16 protein-coding genes are annotated in these 24427 nt (G+C 61.1%); 13 read left to right on the forward strand and 3 right to left on the reverse strand.

The annotated features are described in order from the left end of the window. The first annotated feature begins 67 nt into the window (after window positions 1-67). The 11 genes from tssC (at window position 68) to tssJ (ending at window position 17809) form a co-directional block, all read left to right on the forward strand. A complete protein-coding gene (gene tssC / locus AC57B6_RS37270) occupies window positions 68-1630 on the forward strand; it encodes a type VI secretion system contractile sheath large subunit (RefSeq protein ID WP_496423213.1) in 1563 nt (520 codons plus the stop codon). Between the two features lie 104 nt (window positions 1631-1734). After that, window positions 1735-4074, forward strand: coding sequence for a type VI secretion system Vgr family protein (locus tag AC57B6_RS37275; protein WP_496423214.1), 2340 nt, complete (start codon window positions 1735-1737; stop codon window positions 4072-4074). Between the two features lie 8 nt (window positions 4075-4082). Beyond that, window positions 4083-6794 (forward strand): hypothetical protein, encoded by a 2712-nt coding sequence (locus tag AC57B6_RS37280; protein ID WP_496423215.1) that lies wholly within the window; start codon window positions 4083-4085, stop codon window positions 6792-6794. Window positions 6795-6805: 11 nt separating this feature from the next. Then, window positions 6806-7579, forward strand: a complete 774-nt coding sequence (locus AC57B6_RS37285; RefSeq protein ID WP_144192228.1) for a hypothetical protein — start codon at window positions 6806-6808, stop codon at window positions 7577-7579. Further along, window positions 7569-7850, forward strand: a complete 282-nt coding sequence (locus AC57B6_RS37290) for a PAAR domain-containing protein (RefSeq protein ID WP_144192229.1) — start codon at window positions 7569-7571, stop codon at window positions 7848-7850. Before AC57B6_RS37285 ends, AC57B6_RS37290 begins: the two co-directional genes overlap by 11 nt. After that, window positions 7851-9089 (forward strand): KPHS_23130 family T6SS system protein, encoded by a 1239-nt coding sequence (locus AC57B6_RS37295; protein WP_496423216.1) that lies wholly within the window; start codon window positions 7851-7853, stop codon window positions 9087-9089. It abuts the gene before it with no gap. After that, entirely contained in the window at window positions 9086-12721 is a 3636-nt protein-coding gene (locus AC57B6_RS37300; protein ID WP_496423217.1) for an ImcF-related family protein, read from the forward strand. Before AC57B6_RS37295 ends, AC57B6_RS37300 begins: the two co-directional genes overlap by 4 nt. A 60-nt stretch (window positions 12722-12781) precedes the next feature. Beyond that, complete coding sequence (tssA, locus tag AC57B6_RS37305; RefSeq protein ID WP_496423314.1) at window positions 12782-14314, forward strand: type VI secretion system protein TssA; 1533 nt, start codon at window positions 12782-12784, stop codon at window positions 14312-14314. Window positions 14315-14326: 12 nt separating this feature from the next. Beyond that, entirely contained in the window at window positions 14327-16144 is a 1818-nt protein-coding gene (gene tssF, locus AC57B6_RS37310; protein WP_496423218.1) for a type VI secretion system baseplate subunit TssF, read from the forward strand. Then, window positions 16141-17256 (forward strand): type VI secretion system baseplate subunit TssG, encoded by a 1116-nt coding sequence (gene tssG, locus AC57B6_RS37315; protein WP_496423219.1) that lies wholly within the window; start codon window positions 16141-16143, stop codon window positions 17254-17256. The genes tssF and tssG overlap by 4 nt, the downstream gene beginning before the upstream one ends. A 13-nt stretch (window positions 17257-17269) precedes the next feature. After that, entirely contained in the window at window positions 17270-17809 is a 540-nt protein-coding gene (gene tssJ, locus AC57B6_RS37320; protein ID WP_046572363.1) for a type VI secretion system lipoprotein TssJ, read from the forward strand. 182 nt (window positions 17810-17991) lie between these two features. On the opposite strand, the gene AC57B6_RS37325 is transcribed toward tssJ, so the two are convergent. After that, window positions 17992-19473 (reverse strand): hypothetical protein, encoded by a 1482-nt coding sequence (locus AC57B6_RS37325; RefSeq protein ID WP_496423220.1) that lies wholly within the window; start codon window positions 19471-19473, stop codon window positions 17992-17994. A gap of 822 nt (window positions 19474-20295) precedes the next feature. Between AC57B6_RS37325 and AC57B6_RS37330 the strand changes: the two genes are divergently transcribed. Continuing rightward, on the forward strand, window positions 20296-21078 hold the full coding sequence (locus AC57B6_RS37330) for an ABC transporter substrate-binding protein (protein WP_496423221.1): 783 nt from the start codon (window positions 20296-20298) through the stop codon (window positions 21076-21078). 97 nt (window positions 21079-21175) lie between these two features. Here AC57B6_RS37330 and AC57B6_RS37335 read toward each other — a convergent pair whose 3' ends face one another. Both AC57B6_RS37335 and AC57B6_RS37340 read right to left on the reverse strand, forming a co-directional pair. Continuing rightward, window positions 21176-22285 carry a polyamine ABC transporter substrate-binding protein gene (locus tag AC57B6_RS37335; protein WP_496423222.1) on the reverse strand — a complete coding sequence of 370 codons (1110 nt, stop codon included), beginning with the start codon at window positions 22283-22285 and terminating at the stop codon, window positions 21176-21178. A gap of 52 nt (window positions 22286-22337) precedes the next feature. Then, window positions 22338-23465 carry a DmpA family aminopeptidase gene (locus AC57B6_RS37340; RefSeq protein ID WP_028195243.1) on the reverse strand — a complete coding sequence of 376 codons (1128 nt, stop codon included), beginning with the start codon at window positions 23463-23465 and terminating at the stop codon, window positions 22338-22340. Window positions 23466-23621: 156 nt separating this feature from the next. On the opposite strand from AC57B6_RS37340, the gene AC57B6_RS37345 reads away from it, so the two are divergent. After that, window positions 23622-24425 (forward strand): helix-turn-helix transcriptional regulator, encoded by an 804-nt coding sequence (locus AC57B6_RS37345; protein ID WP_028195242.1) that lies wholly within the window; start codon window positions 23622-23624, stop codon window positions 24423-24425. Window positions 24426-24427: the final 2 nt, after the last annotated feature.

Raw genomic sequence — 24427 nt, forward strand, 5'->3', positions numbered from 1 at the left:
GGCTCTCACTGTATTCCGGACAACGAGCCACGCGCGTCCCGCTGGGACGGTAGAGATAGGATCCAACATGTCACGTAACGAATCCCCGCAACGCGGCGCGATTGAGACAGTCGTGCTCGACGCCCCTAACGAAATCCCCTTGGGCGATGGCAACAGCGTCTATGAATCCTTGTGCAACAAGATCAACCTGAAGCCGGTGAGCGCGGCTCGCCCGCTTGAGGCGTTCCGCGACAACGACCTGCTTTCCGAGTCGTCGGCCGACGAGCGGCTCGCGCGGGGCATGAGTGCCTTCCTGCAACTGGTGGGTGAAAGCAGCAAGCCGGTCGACCGGCTGGACAAATCGCTACTCGATTTCCACATCGGCCAGCTCGACCGAAGGATCGGCCGTCAACTCGATGCGGTGATGCATACGCCGGAATTCCAGGCACTGGAAGGACGCTGGCGCGGCCTCAAGATGCTCGTGAGCCGCACGGACTTCCGCAAGAATGTGCGCATTGAGGTGCTCGATGTTTCGAAGGATGCGTTGATCCGTGACTTCGAGGATACGCCCGAACTCATCCAGAGTGGCCTGTACCGACTCACGTACATCGAGGAATACGACACGCCTGGGGGGCAGCCGATCAGCGCACTGATTAGCGACTTTGAGTTCGCCAATTCACCGCAGGATATTGGTCTGCTGCGCAACATCTCGAAGGTGGCTGCCGCCGCGCACATGCCGTTCATCGGTTCGGTTGGGCCGGCGTTCTTCGGCAAGCAATCCATGGAGGAAGTGGCCGCGATTCAGGATATCGGCAACTATTTCGACCGCGCCGAGTACATCAAGTGGAAGAGCTTCCGCGACACGGACGACGCCCGTTATGTGGGGCTCACCATGCCTCGTGTGCTGGGTCGTTTGCCGTACGGCAGAGATACGGCACCGGTGCGGGCGTTCAACTACGAAGAGGCGGTGAAGGGTCCGGACCACGATCGCTATCTGTGGATTAGCGCGTCGTTTGCGTTCGCTGCGAATATGGTGCGCAGCTTCACCAGCAACGGCTGGTGCGTACAGATTCGCGGTCCGCAGGCCGGCGGCAAGGTCGAGGATCTGCCGGTTCACCTGTATGACCTGGGCACCGGTTATCAGCCCAAGATTCCGACCGAAGTGTTGATCCCGGAGACGCGGGAGTTCGAGTTCGCCAACCTCGGCTTCATGCCGCTGTCGTTTTACAAGAATCACGACTTTGCGTGCTTCTTCTCGGCCAGCTCGGCGCAGAAGCCTGCACTCTACGAGACTAAAGAAGCGACCGCGAACAGCCGCATCAATGCGCGTCTACCGTACATCTTTCTGCTGTCGCGTGTTGCGCATTACCTGAAGCTGATTCAGCGCGAAAACATTGGCACGACCAAAGACCGGCGTCTGCTCGAACTTGAGTTGAACGGCTGGATCAAGGGTCTCGTGACCGAGATGAAAGATCCGGGTGACGAGCTGCAGGCGTCGCATCCGTTGCGTGAGGCGAAGGTGACGGTCGAAGACATCGAGGACAGCCCTGGATTCTTTCGTATCAAGTTGTTCGTTATCCCGCACTTCCAGGTGGAGGGGATGGACATCGGTCTGTCGCTGGTGTCGCAGATGCCGAGGGCGAAAAGCTGATTCGCTGTAGTCAATGTAGGCAGCCGACGTATTTCGTCAGGATGCGAATGCCCGCGTCCCGACGTTGTCGTCCTTGAAGTCGTACGTGTTCGAGGGAGTGGTTGATGGGGTCCATGGTTCTGCCGTCGCAGGCTTACGAACTGAAACTCGCGCCGCATCCGGCGCCGTTCTCGGTGCTGAAGTTCGCAGGCGACGAAGGTGTCAGCCGTTTGTACCGCTACGACATCGAGTTCACGAGCCCTGTCGCCGATATCCCAATGGATCAGGTGCTGGGGCGGCCCGCGAAGTTCGTGATCGACCCTATCGATCCAAACGCGGGCTATCTGCGAAAGATGTTCGGCGAGAACGCGTCGAAGTTCAGCGAGATGCCTCCGGCGCGGACGATACACGGCATCGTGACGCAGTTCGATCAGCTCGATACATCTGCGGACGAGACGCGCTACAGACTGCTCGTCGAACCACGTGTTGCCGATCTGGCCCGCACGGTGACCAGCCGTCTGTTCCAGAAGCAGTCGGCGCAGGAAATCGTTACCGACACGTTGCGCCACTACGGATACCGCGAAGGCGTCGACTTCAGGTTCAATCTTCGCGCGCAATACAAGCGGCACGACTATGTCACCCAGTACCACGAGACTAGCCTCGCTTTCATCCAGCGCATCGCCGCGGATGCGGGTATCTGGTTTCGCTTCGAACAGGCGAAGGATCAGGAGGTCATTGTCTTTGGCGACGATCTCGATGCGTATGCTCGCAGCAAGCGCGTCGTACCGTTTCGGCGCCACTCAGGACTGGCCAATGCCGGAGCCGAGTCAGTCAGGTCGATCGAACGCCGCATGCGGCGCGTGCCCGAAGCGATCCAGCTGAACGACTACAACCACCGTCAAGCGGGTGTATCGCTGCTCGTCGAGTGGAACGCGGCGCGCGATGACAGGACCACGAACGCGGTTGACTACCGCTGGGGCGAGCATTACGAGACGCCGAAAGAGGGGCAGCGCGTTGCGCAACTGCGTCACGAAGCGCATCTGGCGCAGCAGATTACCTTCAAAGGCGAGGGCAATGCGTTCGCGCTCGAATCCGGTGAGGTGTTGAACCTCGACGAGCAACTCGCCGATGCACCGCACGGCTTGTTCATTGTCTCTGTCTCGTCCCATGGTGGGCGCAGGCAGGCGTACTCGAATACTTTTACCGCGATCCCGTCTGATCGTGTCTGGCGTACGCCGGTCGTTCCGGCCGCGCGACCGGTGATCAACGGCATCCTGCCTGCACGCATCACGTCGCCCGCGCACTACAAGCGAGCCTATCTGACGGAGGAAGGCTGGTATGTGGTCAAACTACCGTTCGACCTGGACACGTGGAGTCCGGGCGGAACCAGCCGCCCTGTGCGGTTTGCGAAGCCGTACAGCGGCGATAACTACGGTCATCACTTTCCTCTGATTGATGGCGCAGAGGTGGCGATCATTCATACGGACGGCGATCCGGATCGGCCCGTCATTATCGGGGCGATGCACGACAGCCTGCATCCAGACCTCGTCAACAACCTGAACCACACCCGCAACCTGATTCGCACCGCCGCGCAGAATGAAATGCGCATGGAGGACGAGGAAGGCAGGGAACACATCCGCCTGACCACGCCGTTTCGGGCCAGCGAACTCAATCTTGGGCACATGGTCGACGGCGAGAGCAAGGAGCGTGGGCAAGGCGCGGAACTGCGCACTGACGAACATGTCGCCGTGCGGGGCGGCAAGGGCGTGCTAATTACCGCCGAAGCTCAACCTGAAGCGACGGGGCCGCAACTCGACATGCAGGACGCCGACGCCACGCTTCGCCGGGCGGTGGACATGATGCGCTCGCTGAACGATTCGGCCAAGGCGGCAAAGGCCTGGCTTGCCGAGATCGATCAGCAGCGCGTGCTTATCGAACAGAAGCTCACGGGCCTTCAGAGGCCGGTGATTGTCGCCAGCGGGCCCGAAGGTGTCGGCATTGTCAGTGGACGTGAGTTGCAGGTCGCTGCGCGAAAGCAGATGTTCATCACGGCTGGAAACGGTCTGGATATCGGAGCGCTTAAGCGAATTACGGTCGCTGCGGGCGAAGCGGTTTCTCTTTTTGCCGCGAAGCTCGGCATCCGGATTTTCGCCGCGAAGGGCAAGGTCCAGATTCAGGCGCAGGGCGATGCGATGGAATTGATGGCGCTGAACAACGTCGCGCTCAGTTCATCGACCGGCGAAGTCATCATTACCGGTTCGAAGGGCATCACGCTGGGCGATGGTGCGGGTGCGTATCTGAAGATCGCGAACGGCAAGATTGAGATCGCGAGTCCGAACGAGGTGCAGGTGAGGGGCGGATTGAATGTCGAAGGACCGGCGAGTGGCAATTTCACGTTTCCCAATTGGTCTGATGTCCCGCTGAAGGATTTGAAGGGAAAGATGAACTTCGGGTTTTCTGAGTAGGCGCGGTCATGGCAAATACGACGCCGCCTCCGGTCAGTCCTCCATTGAAACAGTTGAGCTTCGCCTTTCCGTTCCGCAGGAAAGGGCAAGGCGCAACGGCTTCGTCCGCGGACTTTACCGACGAGCACGAGTTCTACAAGGTCCTCGAGGCCGAGCCTTCGGGTACTTATTCGGTCAGTGCGAAGGGCATGTGGCACGGTGGAGTTCACGTGACCGAAGCTGGGGCAGGCCGTTCACTCGATCTGAAATACGGGGTGCGCTGCCTTGCTGACGGCGAAGTGATTGCTTATCGCGTGGACCGCGCCTACCCGCTCAGCGAGCTTCCCGCACAGAGCGGCACAGGCGCGATTAGCGCACCGTACAGCACGGGATTCACACTGGTGCGTCATTCGATGGAATTCCCGCGCGGCACCACGCTCACGTTCTACAGCCTGTACATGCATCTTCAGGATCTGGCGGACTATGAGCGTGATACGGCGCTGAGCCGGCCGGCGTACTGGTCGAAAGAGTTCGAGGTCACGGCATTTGCGCAGGACCGGCCAGACGCCGGGGCAAACGGACAGACGGCGCCCTCTGCACAGATGGGGCTACGGATACGCGCAATCAGACGAACGGGCACGATCCTCGGCATTCTGCCGCAGGGCGCGCGGGTGGTCATTGGCGCGCGCACGGATGGCTGGGGGCAGATAGCCGACTCTCACGGAGCCGACCTGTATCCGAAGGTTGTGGGTGATTTTGTCTCTCCGGAGGTCGCGATCAATGGGTGGATTTTTCTCGGTAAGGAGCACGGTGGTCCCGTTGTGACGGAGGTCATGCCCGAGTCGTCACTGGACCGGGTGGTCGTGCTGACGGAACCGTTCAGGATCAAGGCAGGCGAACTGATTGGCCATCTCGGGCGATATGACTCATTGAGTCCGCAGACTTCGAGCCGCATGGTCCACATCGAGGTGTTCTGCGATGACACCGTCAAGACGTTCATCACCCAGGGGCAGGCGTGGATCGCAAGTAACGGGGCACACGAGCAGGCCTGGCAGCAGTTAGGGTTGCCCAAGGTCCCCACGATCCTGCGCGTTGACCGCAATACGACGCTGTACCACTTGCCAGGTCAGCAAGGGCAGCACGCGAAGCAGACAGGCGTGATCCAGGTGGCTTCGTTTGCCGGATTGGCCCGGCAGCCGAACAGCCCTTCCATGGAGGCAACGGCGGGAACCGATGGCCGGAAACTCAACTGGTGGCACGTGGACAGTGCGGACGCGCTGGGTCGCGACATCAGCGGATGGGTGCGCGAAGATAGTTTCGCGGGCGGCCGGGTGACGCGTGAATTTGCCCAGAAATGGGTGGATTTCAAAACCCTGGAGGATCCACACGACCCAACGCATACGATGTTTGCGACGACTCAGGCATACGTTGACTATTCGACCGGCGCAGACGTGCCGGATGCAGGCTCGCGGGACAATCTGAGTCAGTTGATGCAGAAGATTTACGACACGCTGCCGCTCACGGGAGACAGTAACCAGGCTGCGGACAGGCTCCACGATGCGGCGGAAAATCCGTGGGTCGCATTGCGTATGTCGAGACTGATCATCAAGCATGTGAGCGAATGGGCTAATCCGGACAAGTGGAAACGGCTCATTGCTGAAATCGAAAAGAAGACCGGGCCCCAGCCGCAGCACAAGGCGGAGCTGGACCGTATCGAGAAGCTTGTCTGGTGGGATGAAGTCAAGGCCTGCTTGGCGGATCTGCCCGCGCCGGACGTTTTTCATATCCATCCGATTGCGCTGGTGGGGAATTTTCTCGTTGGACAAACTCCTTGCGCATGCGGATGCTGTCTTCAGGACGTGTTTAAGGTTACCCGCTATGGACACGCTCCGAACACGCACTATGGCCCTGTGTTCTGGGGCGAAAGGGCACTCGACAAATCGAAAGTACTGACCGAAATGCGAGCTAGCGGCGTGATATCTGAAAGTGAGTATCGAATCATTGTGGCGATGTCGAAAAACGAGGGAATGCTTGACGCTGTTCAGTCTTACGATAGTGAGGCGGTGACAGCGGGGGCGATGCAAAAAACAATCAACTCTACGGGCAAGGGAGAATTTCCGACCCAGGTTGCGGAATTCAAGGCATCCAATGCTTCGGAATACAACGAATTGTTTGAAAAGTGTGGTTGGACAGTAGAAGGGATGGGACCCGGTGCCCAGATGTTTTACACGCATTCCGAATTGACGCAAGGTCAAAAAGTCACTGGCGCACCTCTAAAAGATTTGATGAGGCGAGGCTGTTCGGCCGCGAACTTCGGGCAGAAGGTGAAAAGCGTCCCACTCGCAGTTATCGCGCACGCAATCACTTCCAGGTCATACGAGACAAAGCAACTTATGGACTTCCTGTCTCGTCTGCGGGACAAGGTCCTTCCTGCGACGCCGCGTGGATACCACTACACGATAGCGCAGTACTTTCAGTCTGACCTGGGGCGAGCCGCAGCCCTGGACCAGAGTGTGAATCGACCCGGATATGTGACCCGGGACATCGGCAAGGCGCTGGATGCTCTGTTTGCGCACCATCCTGAGCTTTCGAGAAATCCAGATGAGTGGGGTTCGAACCGCGCTCAATACGAGCGTGAAGTTGTTGGCCACTATGGAAATAGTCGGGAAATGTCTCGTGACAGCAACGGATTGAATTCGGCGCCACGGCGATTTGGAAATTTAACTGGCAACTTGGGCTAATGAGAACTCGTATGTTGAAGTGCAGCTATAAGGGATGGGTTGTCGCGCTCGTGTTTTTATCAGGGTCTCCCGTGCAAGCAAGCGCGGATAAAAGTGCCGAGCGAGAAAAGATAGATTTTCGTGGAGGGTCGTCTTTGATTTTTTCTCTGCCACTAAAAGGCAGAGAGGCGAAGACGTTCGGACCCGGATGGAAGCGCGCGGTACTCGAAGAAGTGTCTGGACGCGAAACTCCCCTTTTCCCGATGGAAGCGTTCGCGTCGATGGGCGGTGTGATATTCGCCCGCGACTATTCCCCGCGAGTTTCTCCGTCGGGCAGGTATGCGGTTCTGGACGTTCTCCGAGCCGGGGTTGTCGACCCGGGCCCCTCGGGTACGGCGGAGGACTCTGGCAGGCAATATTGCCCGGTACTGGATACCGCGTCGGGATGCATAGTCAGTATGCAAACCGGTGAGCTTTGCGGCGGCAATTGGTCCGAGAAGGCCGACGAGTGGATCGTGACCGGATACGAATACGATGCCACCAAGGCAATGATCCAATATGAGTTTTCTGGGGCAAACGAGCTCTGGAATCAATTCCAGAAATCCGTCAAGTTGAATGGCTCAGCGTCGATCAGACAGCATCTCGTTGACAGCGCGGGTTTGGTAAACATTATGAAATGCGAGCCGCCGAACGCGAGCAACAGGGCTTCTTACTCTTCGATTGCGCGTCAGCTAGTCAGGGAAGGTGATCGGAACGATGCCGCATATATAGAAAAAGAACTGGGTTTCAAAAAATATGAACGATGAAGGAATCATCGAAACGAAAAAACTTGCATACGAAGGCGATAGCACAAGCCACGGTGGAAAAATTCTCACCGGTTCAGATCGTATCAAGGTCAAGGGGCGTCGCGCGGCACGGGTCGGCGACATGGTGTCCTGTCCGATCCACGGCAACAACGAAATAGCGGAAGGAGGCAGCAGCATGAAAGACGCCGGCATTCCACTCTCAAGGGCTGGCGATCATACCCAGTGCGGCAGCTTCCTTATTGCGACATCCGACGGCGCGACGGTTCGATAGATGCCGATTGATTTTGCGCGGGTACCTCCGCTGGTAGTGGTCCCGGAGCCGCCGCGGCCGTCCACGTTGCTCTGGGCAATGCTGCTCATCGTGGTTATGTGTCTGGGGAGCGCGCTTGCTATTTTCCTGTGGCCTGCGGGACGACTGACCGACACTGCATGGTTCTGGTTGTGCGTCCTCGGCTATCCGGCACTCGTATGGTTTTTTTTGCTGTGCTCCTATCTTGGTTACTCGTATGGCCGGCGCAGCAGTGCAGTTGCTCACAACGTGATGAGCGCATGCGAGGAAGAAAAATGTCACAGACTTGCCAGCAAACCTCTCGTTATTCTCGGTCATGGCTGGTGCTATTCAGCGTATGACAAGGAGAACAGCGTCGAGCACCTGGTCACGGGTGGCGTCAGGATGTTTCCGCGTCCGAGCAGGGCGGTGCCGGGTCTGGATGTCAACGCACGCTGGCTGGAAATTCCTGGCATGACGTTCCATGCGGGCAATGAACTGACCGAACACGCGCGTCATCTCGCTGTATGCGATTGGCTTGCGGAGCGACTGGTCGGTTGTGTGTCCGCCGGACTGGCAGCTCTGCCGGCGCGCACGGCTCTTCACGTGGACCTGACTCTGCAGTCAACGGTCGACCTGTCCCACGTTCATACCCGCTTGCAGGCGTTGCTTCGCGCCGAAGCACCGACGTTGCGCCTGACCGTCAACGCAGGCAACGACCCTCTGTCGCTGTTCGAGACAGACGCCTGGCACGACCGCCTCGACCCGCGCGACGCACAAATGCTGGTCGCGATCGGCTTGCGCAACGCGGTCAGCGAACGACTGCAGGACGGCGTGGCCGAGGCAGGCATAGCGCTACTGCTGGCACGCCCGGGCGTTGCCCGCAGCGCAGCGACAGACGTGCTGCACCTGCATCGCCCTGCTATCGGTCCGGCAGGCGACGTGGGCAAGACGCTCGGACTTGCTGCTCGTTGGGGGTGGGCAGAATCAAAGCGGTTGACGATGGTCTGGGCTAGCGGCCTTTCCGAAAAGCTGGCGCGAGCGGTCAGATCGTCAATCCCATCCGGTGGGCAAACGCAATGGGTCGATCTTGAAGCGACGGTAGGAAACTGTGCAGGCGCGGGGGGCTGGCTAGCCACCGCGCTCGCTGCGGAGCACGCGAGGCATACCGGCGAAGCGCAACTGGTCCTCACTCAGGAAGGTGACGACATGATCGCCCTCGTCTGTAGAACGCAAACATGAATGAATCCAAGCCACAACCGACAGCGATCTTCATAGGCATCGCGGTCGCCGTTGTCTTCATTGCGCTGGGCATTGCCGTGTGGTTTGAAGGGCCTCGATATGGCTGGTCCCGTAACACAGCAATCGTTATCGAGCTGAGCCTGCTGTCCGGGTTGCTTCTGTCACTGCTATTCATCAAATACTTCGAGGCAGTCGTACTCTGGATCGCTTCGATGCGAATTGCCAGGTGGCTTGCGAGCTACGATCGGAACCGGGACATCCATAGCGGAACGGGGCAAACCTCCACCGCCGCTGCACGAGGATCGGGGTCATTCGTTGGACTGTGCGACGCGCTTCGAGAACGTCATGGATGGCGCTGGCGGTATAGAGATCGATGGGTACTGGTTGCGGGGGACGAACCGATCGTCAGGCGCGTCGCCCCCGATCTCGTGCAGAACGGTTACAGGATCTCCGGCAACACTCTGCTGCTCTACGCAAGGCAGACTGGTGAGCAGATGGATGCCACGTGGCTGGATCAGATCCGGCGCTTGCGCCGGAGGCGACCGGTCGACGCCATTGTGGCGGTCTTTCGGGCGCATACCTCCGGCAGCCAGCCGTTCGATGCGGAGCGCACCGCCCAACGGCTCATCCGCCATGCGCGCGCGCTGCGCTGGGCGGCTCCGGCGTACCTGCTGAATGTGACCGACGCTGGCGACGAGACGTCCGGCCCGCACGAAGCGATCGGTTGCACATGGTCGAATGCCAGCGTACGTCGGGAAGAAATCGATGCCTCGCTGCGCGAGCTGTCCGGCGAGTTGGCCAACGCCGGCGTCATGCGTCTTGCGAAGCACCCTTCAGACCGATATGCAGCCGAGCTGTCGCAGCATATTGCCCGTTATGGCAATCTTCTATCGGACTTGGTCGTGCGGATTGGCCAATTCCGCATCTGGCGCAGCGTGATTCACGGCGTGCTTTTCACGCCGATCTTCACGGAGCGCGTCAGTGAAGCGTCGGACGTTCCGACGGAGGATGCTGAAGGCGATCCCATCCGGCAACAGCTCGTCTGGCAGACCGTTGCCGACCATAGCCGCCGCATCCACGGCCGCCGCGTTGGTTTCTCTCTCCCGACGACCGCCGCGTGGATTGCGACCACACTGATCGGACTCTGGATCGCGGGCGCCATGCTGTCGGGCTTCACGAACCGGTCGGCAATCCAGATGGCGACCAGCACGGCGACAAGGCTCGCGGCCACTCAAGACCCCACGGAAGCCACCCTGACCCTCGACAGTCTGCAAAAGCAGCTCGACACCCTCGAAATCCGCCAGCACGACGGCGCGCCGTGGCATACCCGTTTCGGCCTGAACCGCGACGCTGCACTCCTTACCACCCTGTGGCCCGTCTATGAAGGCGGAGCCGCCCGCCTGGTGGTCGCGCCTATCCGCGTCAGGCTGGAGGAACGGCTACAACAACTGGCCTCGCTCTCAGACGCGGACATTGCTAGCGGCGGGGACGCACAGATCAAGTCGGCATACGACACACTGAAGACGTACCTGATGCTCGCGAAACCCGAGCGCACTGACCCGAAATTCCTCACGCAGCAATTGTTCGCAACCGGAGCGCCTGCTCGTCCCGTCAACTCGTCTTTGAGCGAGGGTGCATGGCAGGATCTGCGTGAGCATCTGGCCACTTTCTACGCAAGTCACCTCATACGAGACCCGGCGGCCAGCGGCACGTCGCTCGCGATCGTTCCCGACGCATTGCTAGTCGGTGCGGCACGCGAGACGGTGATCGGCGTAAGAGGCATCCAGAACTCGACCGACACCGTCTACCAGCAGATCGTGGATGACGCAAAACCCAAGTATCCGCCGGTGTCCTTGTCGACCCTGCTGGGCGACACGAGCAGCCGCGGACTGTTCAGCACGACGGCGACCGTGCCAGGGGTTTTCACACGGGCCGCGTGGGATGAACGGATTTCTAAGGCGATCGATGACGCAAACGAACAGGGCAGCGTTGACGGCGACTGGGTACTGTCCGACAGCCGGACCCGTGCCGCGCCGACGGCATCGCTCAAGGCCGAGTTACGGCAACGCTATTTCGACGACTACGCTCGCGCGTGGCAGGCATTTCTGAACGGCATCCGCTGGCAGCCGACGGCAACGCTCTCCGGCACAGTCGACCAACTGACCCTGCTCGGCGATCCGCAACGCTCGCCGCTCGTCGCATTGATGAATGTCGTCGTGTACCAGGCTGAAACCGGCGCGACGGCGCAATCGCTTTCGGACACGCTGCTCAACAAGGCGCAGCAACTGGTCGGTGCCAACGAGAAGGACCCCTCGAAGATTGCCCAGCCGCAAAACGCTGCCCCGCTGGCGGCCGCATTCGGTCCCTTGGTGCGGCTGACAGGCAACGATCTGGCCGCGGGAGGCGCCGGTAGCAGCAAGGCGTCCGCGCGGATGGCCGCAGCAGGCGATCTGAGTCTGGCGCGCTTCCTGGAACGCGTCACCGCGATGCGGCTGAAGCTCCAGCAGATCATGATGAGCACCGATCCGGACGCGATGTCCCGCTCGGCAGCCCAGGCCGTGCTGCAAGGCAAGACTTCGGACATTGCCGACAGTCGCGACTACGCGAGCCGCGTGGCCGCAAGCCTCGGGCAGCAGTGGGCGGGCTTCGGCGAGCTGTTCCAGCAGCCGCTCGAGCAGACGTGGCAGGTCGTCCTGCAGCCTGCGGCATCGAGCCTGAACGACACTTGGCGCAGCGGGATTCTCGCCGACTGGAACCGGAACTTCGGTGGTCGCTACCCGTTCGCCGACTCCGACAACGACGCGTCGCTGCCGGAAATGGCCCGCTTCATGCGACCGGACAGTGGTGTGATTACCCAGTTCGTCAGCACGCAGTTGGCCGGCGTTGTCGAGCGGCAGGGTGATCGCTGGGTTAGCGCACACGGATCGGGTTATAACTTTCTGACGGTCGACCCGGCCTTTCTCGCCGCGTTGAACACGCTGATGCGTGTGTCGACCTCGTTCTTTCCATCGGGCGATGCGCGCGTGCGTTTCGAGCTGCGTGCAGTGTCCACGCCAGGCATCACCGACATGAAGGTCGTGCTCTCAGGCCGCGAGCTGCACTACTTCAATCAGAAGGAAGAGTGGACGCCGTTCATCTGGCCGGGCGATGCGCTGGAGAACATCTCGCGCATCGAATGGCAGACGCAGGAAGGCGGCCTGCGCTCGGCGCTCGATGCGCCGGGCCGCTTCGGACTGATTCGCCTCCTTGAACGCGCGAGGGTCACGCCGCAGGACAACGCACGCTATCTGCTTGCGTGGATGCCGGATCCGACTCAGGACATCCCGCTAAAAGTGCAGCTACGTAGCGAAGTCGGGGCGGGACCGCTCGACATGCTCGCGCTCCGGCATTTCTCGCTGCCGCAGCGCATTTTTTTGACGGGGTCGTCGCGTGGTACCCAGGAGAGGGCTCTCGGCGAACTTCCTCCACTGCCGGCATCGATGACGGCGGCAGCGCCTACTTCTACGGCCACGTCGATGAAATCCAGCGACGACGGCAAACCATCGTCCGATTCGAATCCACCCGTGGCAGGCCGCGTGAAAGCGGGAGTAACCCGCGCGAATCGGCTGCTAGCCGATGCATTTGTTTATTGAGGTCGACGTGTGCTAACTCATTTCGTCAAGAATCTGCTGGGCGCGAACGCGGTTGCTTCGTTGCCGCGTCCATGCGCCGACGTCTGGGCGTCATGGCTCGTGCCATTTCCCGGCGAACATCCCTGTGGCCGCGATCCTGGCTACGAGGATGCGTTCTTCGAACTGAAGGACGAAGCCGCGAAGCTCACGGGTATCGATGACGCCCTGATCGTGCGTTCCTGTGAGCAACTGATCACGGGAACCGGCAAGGATCTGCGCGTGGCCGGCCACTACACGTTTGCGCGATTGCGCCAGCACGGTCCGGCGGGTTTTGCGGACGGCCTGGAGCTGATCGCGACGCTGGTTGAGCGTTTCGATTCAGCGCTACTGCCCGCGCGTGCCGAAACAAAGAAAGGGGCGCTTGAAATACTCGCGACCACGCGCATGGTCGATCTGCTCGAAAGCCGCGGTGAGTTCGCACCTGCGGATCTTGAACGCGCGATGGCGGCACTCAACCTGCTTGTCACGCGTACCGGTGAGTGGCCCGAAGCGGCGCGCCCCAACCTGCAACCGCTCGTCGCCTGCCTGGAACGCAACCGCGAGTCGACGCGCAGTGCGGATCAGGAGACAGACTCATCTCAGCAGGCACTGCAGGGCGCCACAGGCAAAGCAAGAGGCGCCGTGTCTTCCACGCGCGATCTGCTGGACCGGGCGCGCACGATGGCAACCTGGCTGCGCGCTCAGGAAAACGGCTACCTGCCATCGGTGCGGCTCGTGCGCAGCGTTCGCTGGGACACCCTGCACGAGGTGCCACCCGCCGACGCGCAGTTCCGCACGCGTCTCGTCCCGCCGCGCGCCGAACTGCGCCAGCAGATGACGCGCCTCGTATTGCAGAAGCACTGGCACGAACTGCTCGAACGCGTCGAAGGTGCATTCATGGAAGGCGTGAATCACCTATGGCTCGATCTACAGTACTTCCAGCATAGCGCGCTTGATCGCGTCGGCGCACCGTATAACGCGTGGCGCGAACTTCTGCGTGCGGACTTCGCACTCTTCCTCGAACGTCTGCCCGGAATCGAACGGCTCGCATTCAACGACGGCACGCCGTTCGCCGACGACACCACGCTCGAATGGATCGCCCGCCATGCCATTGTGCGCGATCTTGAAGCGGGCGAGAGGGTCGCGCCACTATCCGTTTCGGCCGAAAGCGAGGACGGTGTGGCTGGCGATTGGCCCGAGATCGAAGCGCAGGCGAGGGATCTCGCCGCAAGCCAAAGCCTAGAGGCCGCGTTCGCGTGGCTGGAATCGCTGCCCGGCGTCAGGACCGAGCGGCAGCGCTATCTGCAACGTTTCGTCATGGCACGCCTCGCCGATCACGCGGGCCATATCGATGTCGCCTTGCCCTTGCTCGTCGAACTGGATGCCGCGACGCAAACTGTGCCGCTCGTGCGCTGGGAGCCCTCGCTCGCCTTCGAGGTGAAGCAGCAACTGATCAAGGCGCTCAGATCGGTGAGCCTCCGCAAGGACGCCGACAAGCCCACGCTCGCCCACCGCATCGACCAACTCCAGGGAGAGCTGACCGTGCTCGACCCTACACGAGCCCTCACGCTATAACAACGAGTTTTCATGGACCAGGACGATTCGATCCTCCGCTACTACGAAGCCGAAATGCGTTACCTGCGCGAGGCAGGCAAGGAATTCGCGCGAGCGCATCCCGACCGCGCGCGCATGCTCAATCTCGATCGCGTGGGGGATCGCGATCCGTCCGTCGAACGGCTTTACGAAGGCTTCGCATTCCTGACGGCGCGCTTGCAGCAGAAACTCGACGACGAACTGCCGGAGCTGACGGAGGGACTGGTGAGCTTGCTGTGGCCGCACTATCTGCGCATGATTCCGTCGCTATCGATCGTGGAGTTCTTTCCGCTCGTCGAAAAGTTGCAGAAGACTGAAATAGTGTCCGCCGGCGTACCGGTGCGCTCGGCGCCGATCATAACCCCAGCGCCACCCGGCATGGAAGGCGCCGCGCCGAAAACCATGCAATGCGTCTATCGCACGACGCAGGCGGTGATGCTCCAGCCGATGCGCCTCACCCATGCGGGGCCGGATGTTCGTCACGATGGCCGATCGGTAATCCGGCTGCGCTTCGAGATCGATCGCTCGGCTCGGCGTGAGGCCACCGATCTGTCGAAACTGCGCCTGTACCTGAACGCGGATCTGCCCACTGCCTTCGCAATGCACCTCGCGCTGACCCGTCAGGTGGACTCTGTCTCGTTGCGGATTCCGGAGTCGCATCAAGGCAACCTGCAGTTGCTTGAGGGCGTGCGTATCGAGCCGGCTGGTTTTACGCTCGAAGAGCGCTTGTGGCCGAGGGCCGAGACGGAGTTTTCGGGCTTTCAACTGCTACTCGAGTATTTCGCGTTCCGGGAGAAGTTCCTGTTCGTCGACCTGTGCAATCTGGATATCGCGAAGTTGCCGGTGGATACCTGCAGCTTCGAACTGGAAATCCTGCTCAAGCACGCTTACCCGTCCGACCAGCGCTTCACGGTGGAAAACGTGCGGCTCTTCTGTACGCCGGTTATCAACCTGTTTCCGCTCGACGCCGAACCGATCGACGTCAATCACCACGAGACGGAATACCGGGTTGTCGCTGCCGGCCACCAGGGGGGGGCCAACATCGAAACGTACTCAGTCGACGCGGTCGAGTCGTTCGATCATGTCAATGCGCAGCGTTACGAGTATGTGCCGTTCGCGACGTTCCGGCACCGCGGCGGGATGTTGCGCCATGAGGCACCGGAGCGGTATTTCCACACCTGCGTACGGCGGGGCGTAAGCGGGTTGCATGACACGTGGGTCATCCTCGGCGGCCACGCGTGGGAGACGATGGAGGATCTGCCGGCAGAAAATCTGTCGCTACGGGTGACGGGCACGAACGGCATGCTGCCGGCAAAGGGGCTGCGCGAAGCGAACATCGACGAATTGGGCGAGAGCACGCCGAACGTGTCGGCGGTGCGCAATTGGGCAGCGCCAACGCTACCGCTCTATCCGCCCACCGGCGACCGTTTCCAGTGGCGAGTGCTATCTCACCTCGCGCCGAACTTCCTGTCGATGATGGACGCGGAAGTGTTGCGCGGTGCCTTGGCGCTTTACGACTGGACCAACGATGAGCTGAACCGCCGCCGTCTGGCGGGTATCCTGCACGTCTCGGAGGAACTGCTCGAGGAGGTGTCGGGCGGCTCGGTCGAACGGGGTGTGCTGATCGAGGTGACGCTCGACAGTCATGCGTTCGCAGGCGTCGGCGACGTGATGCTATTCGGCGAACTGCTGCACCGTTTCTTCGCGCTTTACGCCGAAATCAACCTGTTCACCAAGCTTGCGATTGTGAGCCTGCCGTCGCGGCAACGCAATGAATGGCCGCGCAGCAAAGCGCTACGCTCATCGCTATGAAGTTAAAACCGCAAGCGCCGCCCAGCAACCTGGAGCCTCTGGTTGCGTCGCTGCTCGCGCGTGCACCGACGATGAACTTCATGCAGTTGTGTCAACTGCTCGAAGTGTGTGTGCCGGAGCGTCCCGGCTTCGGGACGCGCGACACGCCGGAACATGAACCCGTGCGATTTCGCCCCCTCGCGCGCGTCGGTTTTCCGGCTGGCGAAATTGCCTCGGTCGAGTTTGACGAGGAGGGTTGTACCTACGGACCGAACACGCCGCCGACCGTGCGCACGACGTTCATGGGGCTGTACGGGGTGGACGCAGCCATACCCTCGCACATGATCGACGATATCGTGCTGCGAACGGAAGGGCACGAAGCGCTCGAAGCTTTTCTCGACCAGTTCAATCACCGGTTCGTCACGCTGCTGTATCGCGCCTGGAAAAAGTATCGTTACCCGATCGGCTTCCGTCCGGGCGGCACCGATGCGCATTCACGCAGACTATTGTCGCTGGCAGGTTTCGGCTGGGGTGACAAGCCCGCACGCGCCGGCCTACCCGACTCGCGAGTACTCGCGCTGCTGGGACTGCTGATCCAGCGCACGCGCACGCCTGAAGGTCTTGCCGGCGTCGTGGCACTTGCCGTACCCGGTGTCGATGTACGTGTCGACGAGTTCTTCCCGGTTCTCAGGAGCGCGGGCAAGCCTCAACCGCTCACGTCCGTGAGCGGAGCCGGCGGTGCAGGGAGCGAGGGCAAGCGTTGTGGCCTCGGTGGGGCTTACGTGCTGGGCACGCGTCTGGTGTATCGGAGCCGCGCCGCCCGCGTGACGTTACGGCCGGCGAGCGTGGAACAGGCCCACGACCTGTTGCCCGGTGCGTGGCTGCACCGCGAACTGTTGGCCTTTATCCGTCTGTATGCGGGGACAAAGGCCGACGTGTTCCTGCGCATGGAAGTATCGTCGCGCGTTGCGCCCGCGCCAAGAATCGGCGCGGCGTTTGAACGTCACACGCCCCGGCTTGCGTGGACCACGATTCTGCCTTCAGACGAAGAACGTTTGATAACCATTGCGCTTGGCGCTTACGAAGCATTTCCGGCACCGGGGCCGAATCCGTTCCTCGTGCCGTCTGCCTGAATCTGGAGTGCTTATGACTTTCCGCCGGATTACTTCGATCGCCGCCCTCCTTGCCGCAAGTCTGGTGCTCAGCGGATGTGGTGCATGGCAGACGGTGTCGGATTCGACCTCGAGTGCGTACCACGCTGTCTTCTACAAACAGGTCAAGGTGCTGAACGTCGACCTCACCGCGCGCGCGTCGATCAATCCCGACGAAGCCATGCGCTCGACGTCAGTCGCCGTGCGCGTGTATCAACTCAAGGATCGACAGCGTATCGACCAGGCCTCATATGACGATCTGCTGAAAAATGACAAGGCAGTCCTTGCCCAGGATCTGCGGGACAATATGGCGACGATAGTCAGCCCCGGTGCTTCTGTCAGCATTTCGCAGCCGATGCAGCCTGATACGCAATATGTAGGCGTGGTCGCGTTCTACCGGAACCCTGATTCGCGTGGAAGCTGGCGTCGTGTGATTGCCAGGAAGAGACTGTCGGCGGATGCGCCCCTGAAGCTTGAACTGATCGGGTGCGATCTCGTGATGCCTGATGACCGGGCGAAGGTGAGGCCGGAATAGCGACGCGCGCGCCATCTCCGAACGTGTTGCCGCGGTTCTTTGCGTTGAGTCATGTCGGCGCACCGGCATGTGCCGGGCCTGACGTCGCAAGATTGTGATGCCAGTCAGGTCCGGCGGGTTGCTTGCTATTGCACCCAGGAGGTCTCACGCGTGGTGCCCTTGGAGGCACCACGCGCGGCGGGTTAATGCCTGGGTGTGGTCGACGTCTGCGGGATGCTGCCGCCGAGTCCACCTGTGAGGCCACCGAGCAGGTTCGTCAACGGAGCGAGCGGAGACGACCCGCCACTTGTGCCACCGAGTACGCCGGTGATGGTGCCGACGAGGTTGGTCAGTGGTGCAACCGGGCTGGCCGAGGAGCCAGTCGACGAGCCGTGCGGGGTACCGCCTCCCAGGCCGCCGGTTAGTCCGCCGAGCAAGGTGGTCACCGGCGCGAGGGGACCGCTGCTGCCTTGCGAGCCGCCGCCGCCTAGGCCGCCGGTCAGTCCGCCGAGCAAGGTGGTCACCGGTGCGAGCGGGCCGCTGCTGCTTTGCGAGCCGCCGCTCACCGAACCTGCCGACAGTCCGCCGAGCAACGCGGTCACAGGCGCCAGCAGGCCGCCGTTGCTATGTCCGCTCGAGCCGCCTGTCATGCCCTTTGAACCATCGATTGCGCCGTTGCCTACACCATTGCCGTTTCCGCTGCCACTGTTGTTGCCTACGGTGATCGGCAAGATAGGCACGCTAACCGCGCCGACACTGACGACCAGATTCACGATCGGGTCCAGAAGGCCGCTGGTGGCCTGGTTGCCATTGCCGGAGCCGGCTCCTGTGGAACCGCCGGAGCCGCTGGAGCCACCGTGACCACCGGTTCCAGTGCCGCCACCGTTTCCACCGTTCCCACCGGAGCCGCCGTTCCCACCGGAGCCGCCGGAGCCACCCGACCCACCGTGGCCGCCGTCTCCGGAACCGCCGCCGTTCCCACCGCCCCAGCCGCCATGGCCTCCGTTTCCAGAGCCACCTGAGCCACCTGAGCCTCCTGAGCCACCCGAGCCACCCGAGCCACCCGAGCCACCCGAGCCACCCGAGCCACCCGAGCCACCCGAGCCACCCGAGCCACCCGAGCCACCCGAACCACCCGAACCACCCGAACCACCCGAACCACCCGAACCACCCGAACCACCCGAGCCACCCGAGCCACCCGAGCCACCCGAACCACCCGAACCAGCCGAACCACCCGAACCACCCGAACCACCCGAACCACCCGAACCACCGTGGCCGCCATCCCCAGAACCGCCACCGTTCCCACCACCCGAACCGCCGGATCCGCCGTCTCCAGAACCGCCACCGTACCCGCCGCCGTACCCGCCATAACCACCCATTCCGCCACCTGCAAAACCGCCGCCGTACCCCGAGCCGGAAACCGTCACGCCGCCCCAGGTCGTGCTGCCGTTAAAACCGGAGCCACTACTCACGCCCGAACCGCTGCCGGTCCATCCGCTGGGCGCGCCGCTGCCTCCTGTCCACGAGAATCCCGATCCCGGTTGCCCGGGGGTTGTCCATCCGCCGCCTTGCGTCATCGAGGGAGGAGTGGGGGCGGTCACATCTCCGGCGTGAACCGGGGTCGCTAGCGACCACCATAGGAGTGCGCTTGCCGACGCAACGAGAGTGCGTTTGAAGGGAGCCATGATTAGTCCTTTCGCGATGAAATCGCGTCCTGATTGGTCAAAGGTGTAATCAGTGCCCCCGGAAAACCGCTGATCGGTCTTGCCTGAACGCTTGCTTTGAGCCCGACACCGCGCGTGTGTGCGCGTCGCCTTCGTATCGTTTTTCTGGAGCCGGCTGCGGTAGCGCCATGCTCGGATATGGCTTGCTCGGGCATTTGGCCGCTGCAAGTTCCGAGCCAATGCATTGTTAGCGCAAAGCGGTACGCTCCGTGTATGGTCCGTGTCGGAATTGAGTGGTGCGTGGCGCAGCGGGGCCTTGCTGGACGAGCTGCACGAGATGGAGTGCGAAACACCGTGACGGCACAGCGCGGCGCGTGTTACGCCCTGGACGTTACGTGTTCCCACCACGTCGAACGTAACTTGCCGTTACGCTATCCGGCTGCGCGGATAGTTCAGACAAAAATTGCTGTCGTTATGATACGGACTCCGATCTATCAAGCCAGATGTTGGAAACACGCGTTTAGATTTACGCCGACTCCGTGATTCTCTAAAGCTGCAGCGGGACCGGCTGTACCCGGCTGCAGCCGCCGCACTTGAACTGTGTTCGCAGCCGGTTCTCATGGTGCATGGGTAGCGGGTATCGGCCGCTTCATCTTGTCACTGGCGGCCGTGTGATATGCGTTGCATGCATGAAGTGATTTGTTTAATGCATTTGTAAGGATGGGCGGATTAAGGTCGAATGTCGGGCGCTGCGCGCCGGATGCGTGGCGGCGTGCTCACCGCACGTTTGCGCTTGTTCACTCACGGCGCGCATTTCTTCAAAAGAATGACGAAAGGAAAAACATGAAATACCTGCTTGCAACCCTGACGATTGCGCTGCTCGCCGTATCGTCCGGCAGCGCCATCGCGAAGGATTGGTCGACCGTGCGGTTTGGTGTCGACGCGAGCTATCCGCCGTTCGAATCGAAATCCGCCGACGGCAAGCTGGTCGGCTTCGACATCGATCTCGGCAATGAGATTTGCCGCCGCCTGAACGCGCAATGCGTGTGGGTCGAGAATGCGTTCGACGGGATGATTCCCGCACTGAAGGGGCGCAAGTTCGACGGCGTGCTATCGACAATGTCGATGACGCCGGCGCGCCAGACACAGATCGCCTTCTCGTCGAAGGTATTCCGTATCCCGACACGCCTTGTCGCGAAGAAGGGCTCGACGCTCCTGCCGACGCCGCAAGCGCTGGTCGGCAAGCGAATCGGCGTCGAGCAGGGTTCGATCCAGGAAACGTACGCGAAAACCTACTGGGAGCCGGCGGGCGCGGTGATCGCGTCTTACCAGGATCAGGATCTCGTTTACTCGGACCTGATTGCCGGGCGCATCGACGGATCGCTGCAAAACGCCGTGCAGGCCGAGGTCGGATTCTTGCACACGCCGCGAGGCAAGGACTTCGCATTTGCCGGTAATCCGCTTTACGACGCGAAGACGCTGGGAAGCGGGACCGCGATCGGTTTGCGCAAAGAAGATACCGACCTGAAGGCGAAGATCGACAAGGCGATCGCCGACATTCGCGCGGACGGCACGTACGACAGAATCGCGAAAAAATATTTCGACTTCGACGTCTACGGTCAGTGACAACAGACAGCCCGACGCACGCGCGCGATCGAGCGGTGAGTCGGGTTGTCGTGATTCGCTCGCAGCGGCAGTTTGCGCGGCCCGAACAGCGGCGAAGTTATCGCCCGGACTTGAGTTGCGTCCACAGCCGGTTCTGAAGTCGCAGGATGTCGGCCGGCAACGGCAATGACAGTGTGAGCGATTTCATCTTGTCGCCGCGAGGATAGACCGCTTCGTTATCGAGAATATCCGGCTTCACGTAGGCACGGGCAGCCGCGTTGGCGTTGGGGTAGAAAACCTGATTGGTGATCGCCGCGCTAACCTTGGGCTGAAGGATGTAGTTGATCCATTGCATGGCGGCTTCGGGGTGAGGCGCATCTTTGGGAACCGCCATCAAATCGAACCACAGCACGCCATCGCCTTTGGGAATGACGTAGCGAATCTCGTAGGCGCGATGGGCCTCTTGCGCACGCCGCTTCGCGATCCCGACGTCGCCCGACCACGCCAGCGCAATGCAGACATCGTTATTGGCCAGATCGTTGATGTAGCCGGACGAATTGAATTGCGTGATGTACGGGCGAATCGTTTTGAGCAGCTTGTACACGGCCTGATAATCCGCGGGGTTGGTGCTGTTGGGATCCTTATGGAGGTAGATCAGGCCCACCGAAAACGCATCCTCCGCCGAGTCGAGCACGGAAACGCCGCAGGTCTTCAACTTCGATACGTATTGCGGATCGAACAGCAGGTCCCAGCTATCGTAAGGGGCGTCCTTGCCCAATATCTGCGTCACTTTCGTGACGTTGTAACCGATGCCGTCCGTTCCCCATGACCACGGCACGGTGTACTGATTGCCAGGGTCGGCTGACGCAAGCATCTTCATGAGCGTGGGATCGAGATTGGCCAGATTGGGAATCTTGCTCTTGTCGAGCTTGCGGTACACCCCCGCTTCAATCTGCTTGCCGGCATAGCTGGACGACGGCACCACGATGTCATAACCCGACGAACCGCTGAGCAACTTTGCCTGCAAGGTATCGTCGCCGTCATAGACGTCGTAGCGCGTGTGAATTCCGGTTTCCTTTTCGAACCCCGCTACGGTGTCGTCGGCGATATTGTCCGACCAGTTGTAGACATTCAGTTCTTCGGCTTTGGCATGATTGGCCGTCGCGGCCAGCAGCCCCGATGCTGCGAGGATTCCAGTGAGGACAGTGAGGAGCGGGCGGGATGTCATAGTGACCTTTCGGTTTTAATGAAGGAGTTCAGGCAACGGGAAGAAGCGTCAGTCAGTCAGCGAACGGGCGGATTGCATGATCGGCGTCGCGGCGCCAGCCAACCTGTTGCAGTGCTTTCAGTAGCCGGTCGACGCCGAGCGCGGGAACATGAACGCCTCGTCCGTGCATATCTTCAGCAGCAACAAGTGCGTTGAGGATGGCCTCTTCGACCGCTTCCGCAGCCGCGACGAATAGCGCAGAGATGAAATCGTGGCTGACGCTGCGCAGGTTGATGACAGGTTCGCCCGGCTTGCCGTAATCCGCCGGCGGTATGCCGTGGTTGCCGACCGAGAACGCGATGAAAATGTCGCCACTGGAGTATTCCGTGCCGCCGCCCACCCGGGCTAATCCAATGCTTGCCCGCCGGGCAAGCTGCGTGCACTGATGGGGAAGCAGCGGCGCGTCGGTCGCAAGCGTCACGACGATCGACCCCATGCCGGGCACGCCCGCCTGACGTTTGTCGAATGGCGACGGCAGATCCCGCAACACCTCCCCAACCGGATAGCCGGCCACACGCAATGCGTCGCGGCGTCCGTAGTTCGCCTGGACCAGCGCCCCGACCGTCCAGCCGCCATCTTCTTGAGCGAGCTTGCGCGAGGCGGTTCCGATACCGCCTTTGAACTCATGACAGATCATGCCGGTGCCGCCACCGACTGACCCCTCGGCCACGGGACCGCTGCGGGCCTTGGACTGCGCCTCGTGGACATGCGCCGCGGTGACGTGCTGGCCCCAGATGTCGTTCAGTACGCCGTCGAAGGTTTCCAGCACCACCGGCATGCACCAGTACTGGCTATCGCCAACCGACGCGCGTTCGGCGGCGACCAGTGCATCGCGAACCACGCCGACGCTGTGCGTATTGGTGTACGCAATGGGCGTGGTCAGCAGGCCGGATTCGCGTATCCACTCGAGACCGGTGGCATCGCCGTTTCCATTGAGCACATGACAGCCGGCAAAACATGGCTCGAACCGGGCGATGCCAGGGCGCGGTTCGATGATCGTCACGCCGGTTCGAATCGACGCTTCTGCGCGATTTTCGACCAGGGTACGATGGCCGACTCTTACGCCTTGCACGTCGGTGATGCCGTTAAACGGACCGGGCGTGCCGTGGCCAACTCGAACGCCAATGTCTCTGATACCCATACTTTTCTCCTGTGTTGCTCGTTGCGAGCAAGCTTGTCGACGCGCATGCGGCGGGGTATGGAGATGGTAGGGTGGCGGGCAACGAGTGAAAATCCGGCCGAAGGGCTAGAACGATAATGCGGCCTACCCTTTAAGGGGTAGTTGGCGGAGACCGGCATGCAGCTTGAAGTATCGGACGTTGCGTTTCATCAGCGGCTTGGACGTCTGGTCGAGAAACTCGACGACAAACAGTTCTGGCAAGCGCTGATCGACCTGTTGCGCAAGGTGGTCCACGTCGACAACTGGGTGGTGATGATTTTCTGGCCCAACGGAACGCCCCAGTTGATCGCGGAAATCCCGGCGCGCGCGCCCCACGACGAACTGTTCAAAGGGTATTTGAATAGCGTCTATTTGCTGGACCCTTTCTATCAATTCAGCCTCGGCGCGATCAGCCCGGGTGTGTATTGTCTCGACGAAGTGGCGCCCGATCATTTCCGCGAAACCGAATACTTTCGCCGTTATTTTTCGGTGAACGTGCTGGAAGACGAGGTGCAGCTTCTGGCGCCACTGCCGGCGGGCGGCACGCTGTCCGTATCGCTGGGTAGCGAACGCCGCTTCAACGCGACTGAAATCGGCACGCTCTGCCTGTACGGCGCATGGTTGCTGCCGTTGATGTGCCATGCGCTGTCGGCGCAGACAGCGCTACTCCCGCCGCCGGTCAGTTCATCCGCGCAAAGCGACCGGCGTCTTCACTTCGAACAGGCGTTGCACAAGCGCTCCAATGCTTCGTTGACCCAGCGTGAGATTGAAGTCGCGCTGATGATTCTGGCCGGTCATTCGACCAAAAATATGGCAAAACTGCTTGGCGTGTCGCCGGCCACCGCCAAGGTGCATCGGCGCAATCTTTACAGGAAGCTGAACATCTCGTCGCAGTCGACGCTATTTCTACTCATCATGGACGGGGAATCGGAGGCAAGCTGAAG

This window comes from Paraburkholderia sp. BGA-UO-ETr-F12 (assembly GCF_059567945.1).

Bases quoted from the DNA above. Each gene is read 5' to 3' on its own strand.
- AC57B6_RS37325 (WP_496423220.1), bottom strand. From the start codon at position 19,473: ATGGCTCCCTTCAAACGCACTCTCGTTGCGTCGGCAAGCGCACTCCTA.
- AC57B6_RS37345 (WP_028195242.1), top strand. From the start codon at position 23,622: ATGCAGCTTGAAGTATCGGACGTTGCGTTTCATCAGCGGCTTGGACGT.
- tssG (WP_496423219.1), top strand. From the start codon at position 16,141: ATGAAGTTAAAACCGCAAGCGCCGCCCAGCAACCTGGAGCCTCTGGTT.
- AC57B6_RS37335 (WP_496423222.1), bottom strand. From the start codon at position 22,285: ATGACATCCCGCCCGCTCCTCACTGTCCTCACTGGAATCCTCGCAGCA.
- AC57B6_RS37290 (WP_144192229.1), top strand. From the start codon at position 7,569: ATGAACGATGAAGGAATCATCGAAACGAAAAAACTTGCATACGAAGGC.
- tssJ (WP_046572363.1), top strand. From the start codon at position 17,270: ATGACTTTCCGCCGGATTACTTCGATCGCCGCCCTCCTTGCCGCAAGT.
- AC57B6_RS37340 (WP_028195243.1), bottom strand. From the start codon at position 23,465: ATGGGTATCAGAGACATTGGCGTTCGAGTTGGCCACGGCACGCCCGGT.
- tssF (WP_496423218.1), top strand. From the start codon at position 14,327: ATGGACCAGGACGATTCGATCCTCCGCTACTACGAAGCCGAAATGCGT.
- AC57B6_RS37280 (WP_496423215.1), top strand. From the start codon at position 4,083: ATGGCAAATACGACGCCGCCTCCGGTCAGTCCTCCATTGAAACAGTTG.
- AC57B6_RS37285 (WP_144192228.1), top strand. From the start codon at position 6,806: ATGTTGAAGTGCAGCTATAAGGGATGGGTTGTCGCGCTCGTGTTTTTA.
- AC57B6_RS37300 (WP_496423217.1), top strand. From the start codon at position 9,086: ATGAATGAATCCAAGCCACAACCGACAGCGATCTTCATAGGCATCGCG.
- AC57B6_RS37275 (WP_496423214.1), top strand. From the start codon at position 1,735: ATGGGGTCCATGGTTCTGCCGTCGCAGGCTTACGAACTGAAACTCGCG.
- AC57B6_RS37295 (WP_496423216.1), top strand. From the start codon at position 7,851: ATGCCGATTGATTTTGCGCGGGTACCTCCGCTGGTAGTGGTCCCGGAG.
- AC57B6_RS37330 (WP_496423221.1), top strand. From the start codon at position 20,296: ATGAAATACCTGCTTGCAACCCTGACGATTGCGCTGCTCGCCGTATCG.
- tssC (WP_496423213.1), top strand. From the start codon at position 68: ATGTCACGTAACGAATCCCCGCAACGCGGCGCGATTGAGACAGTCGTG.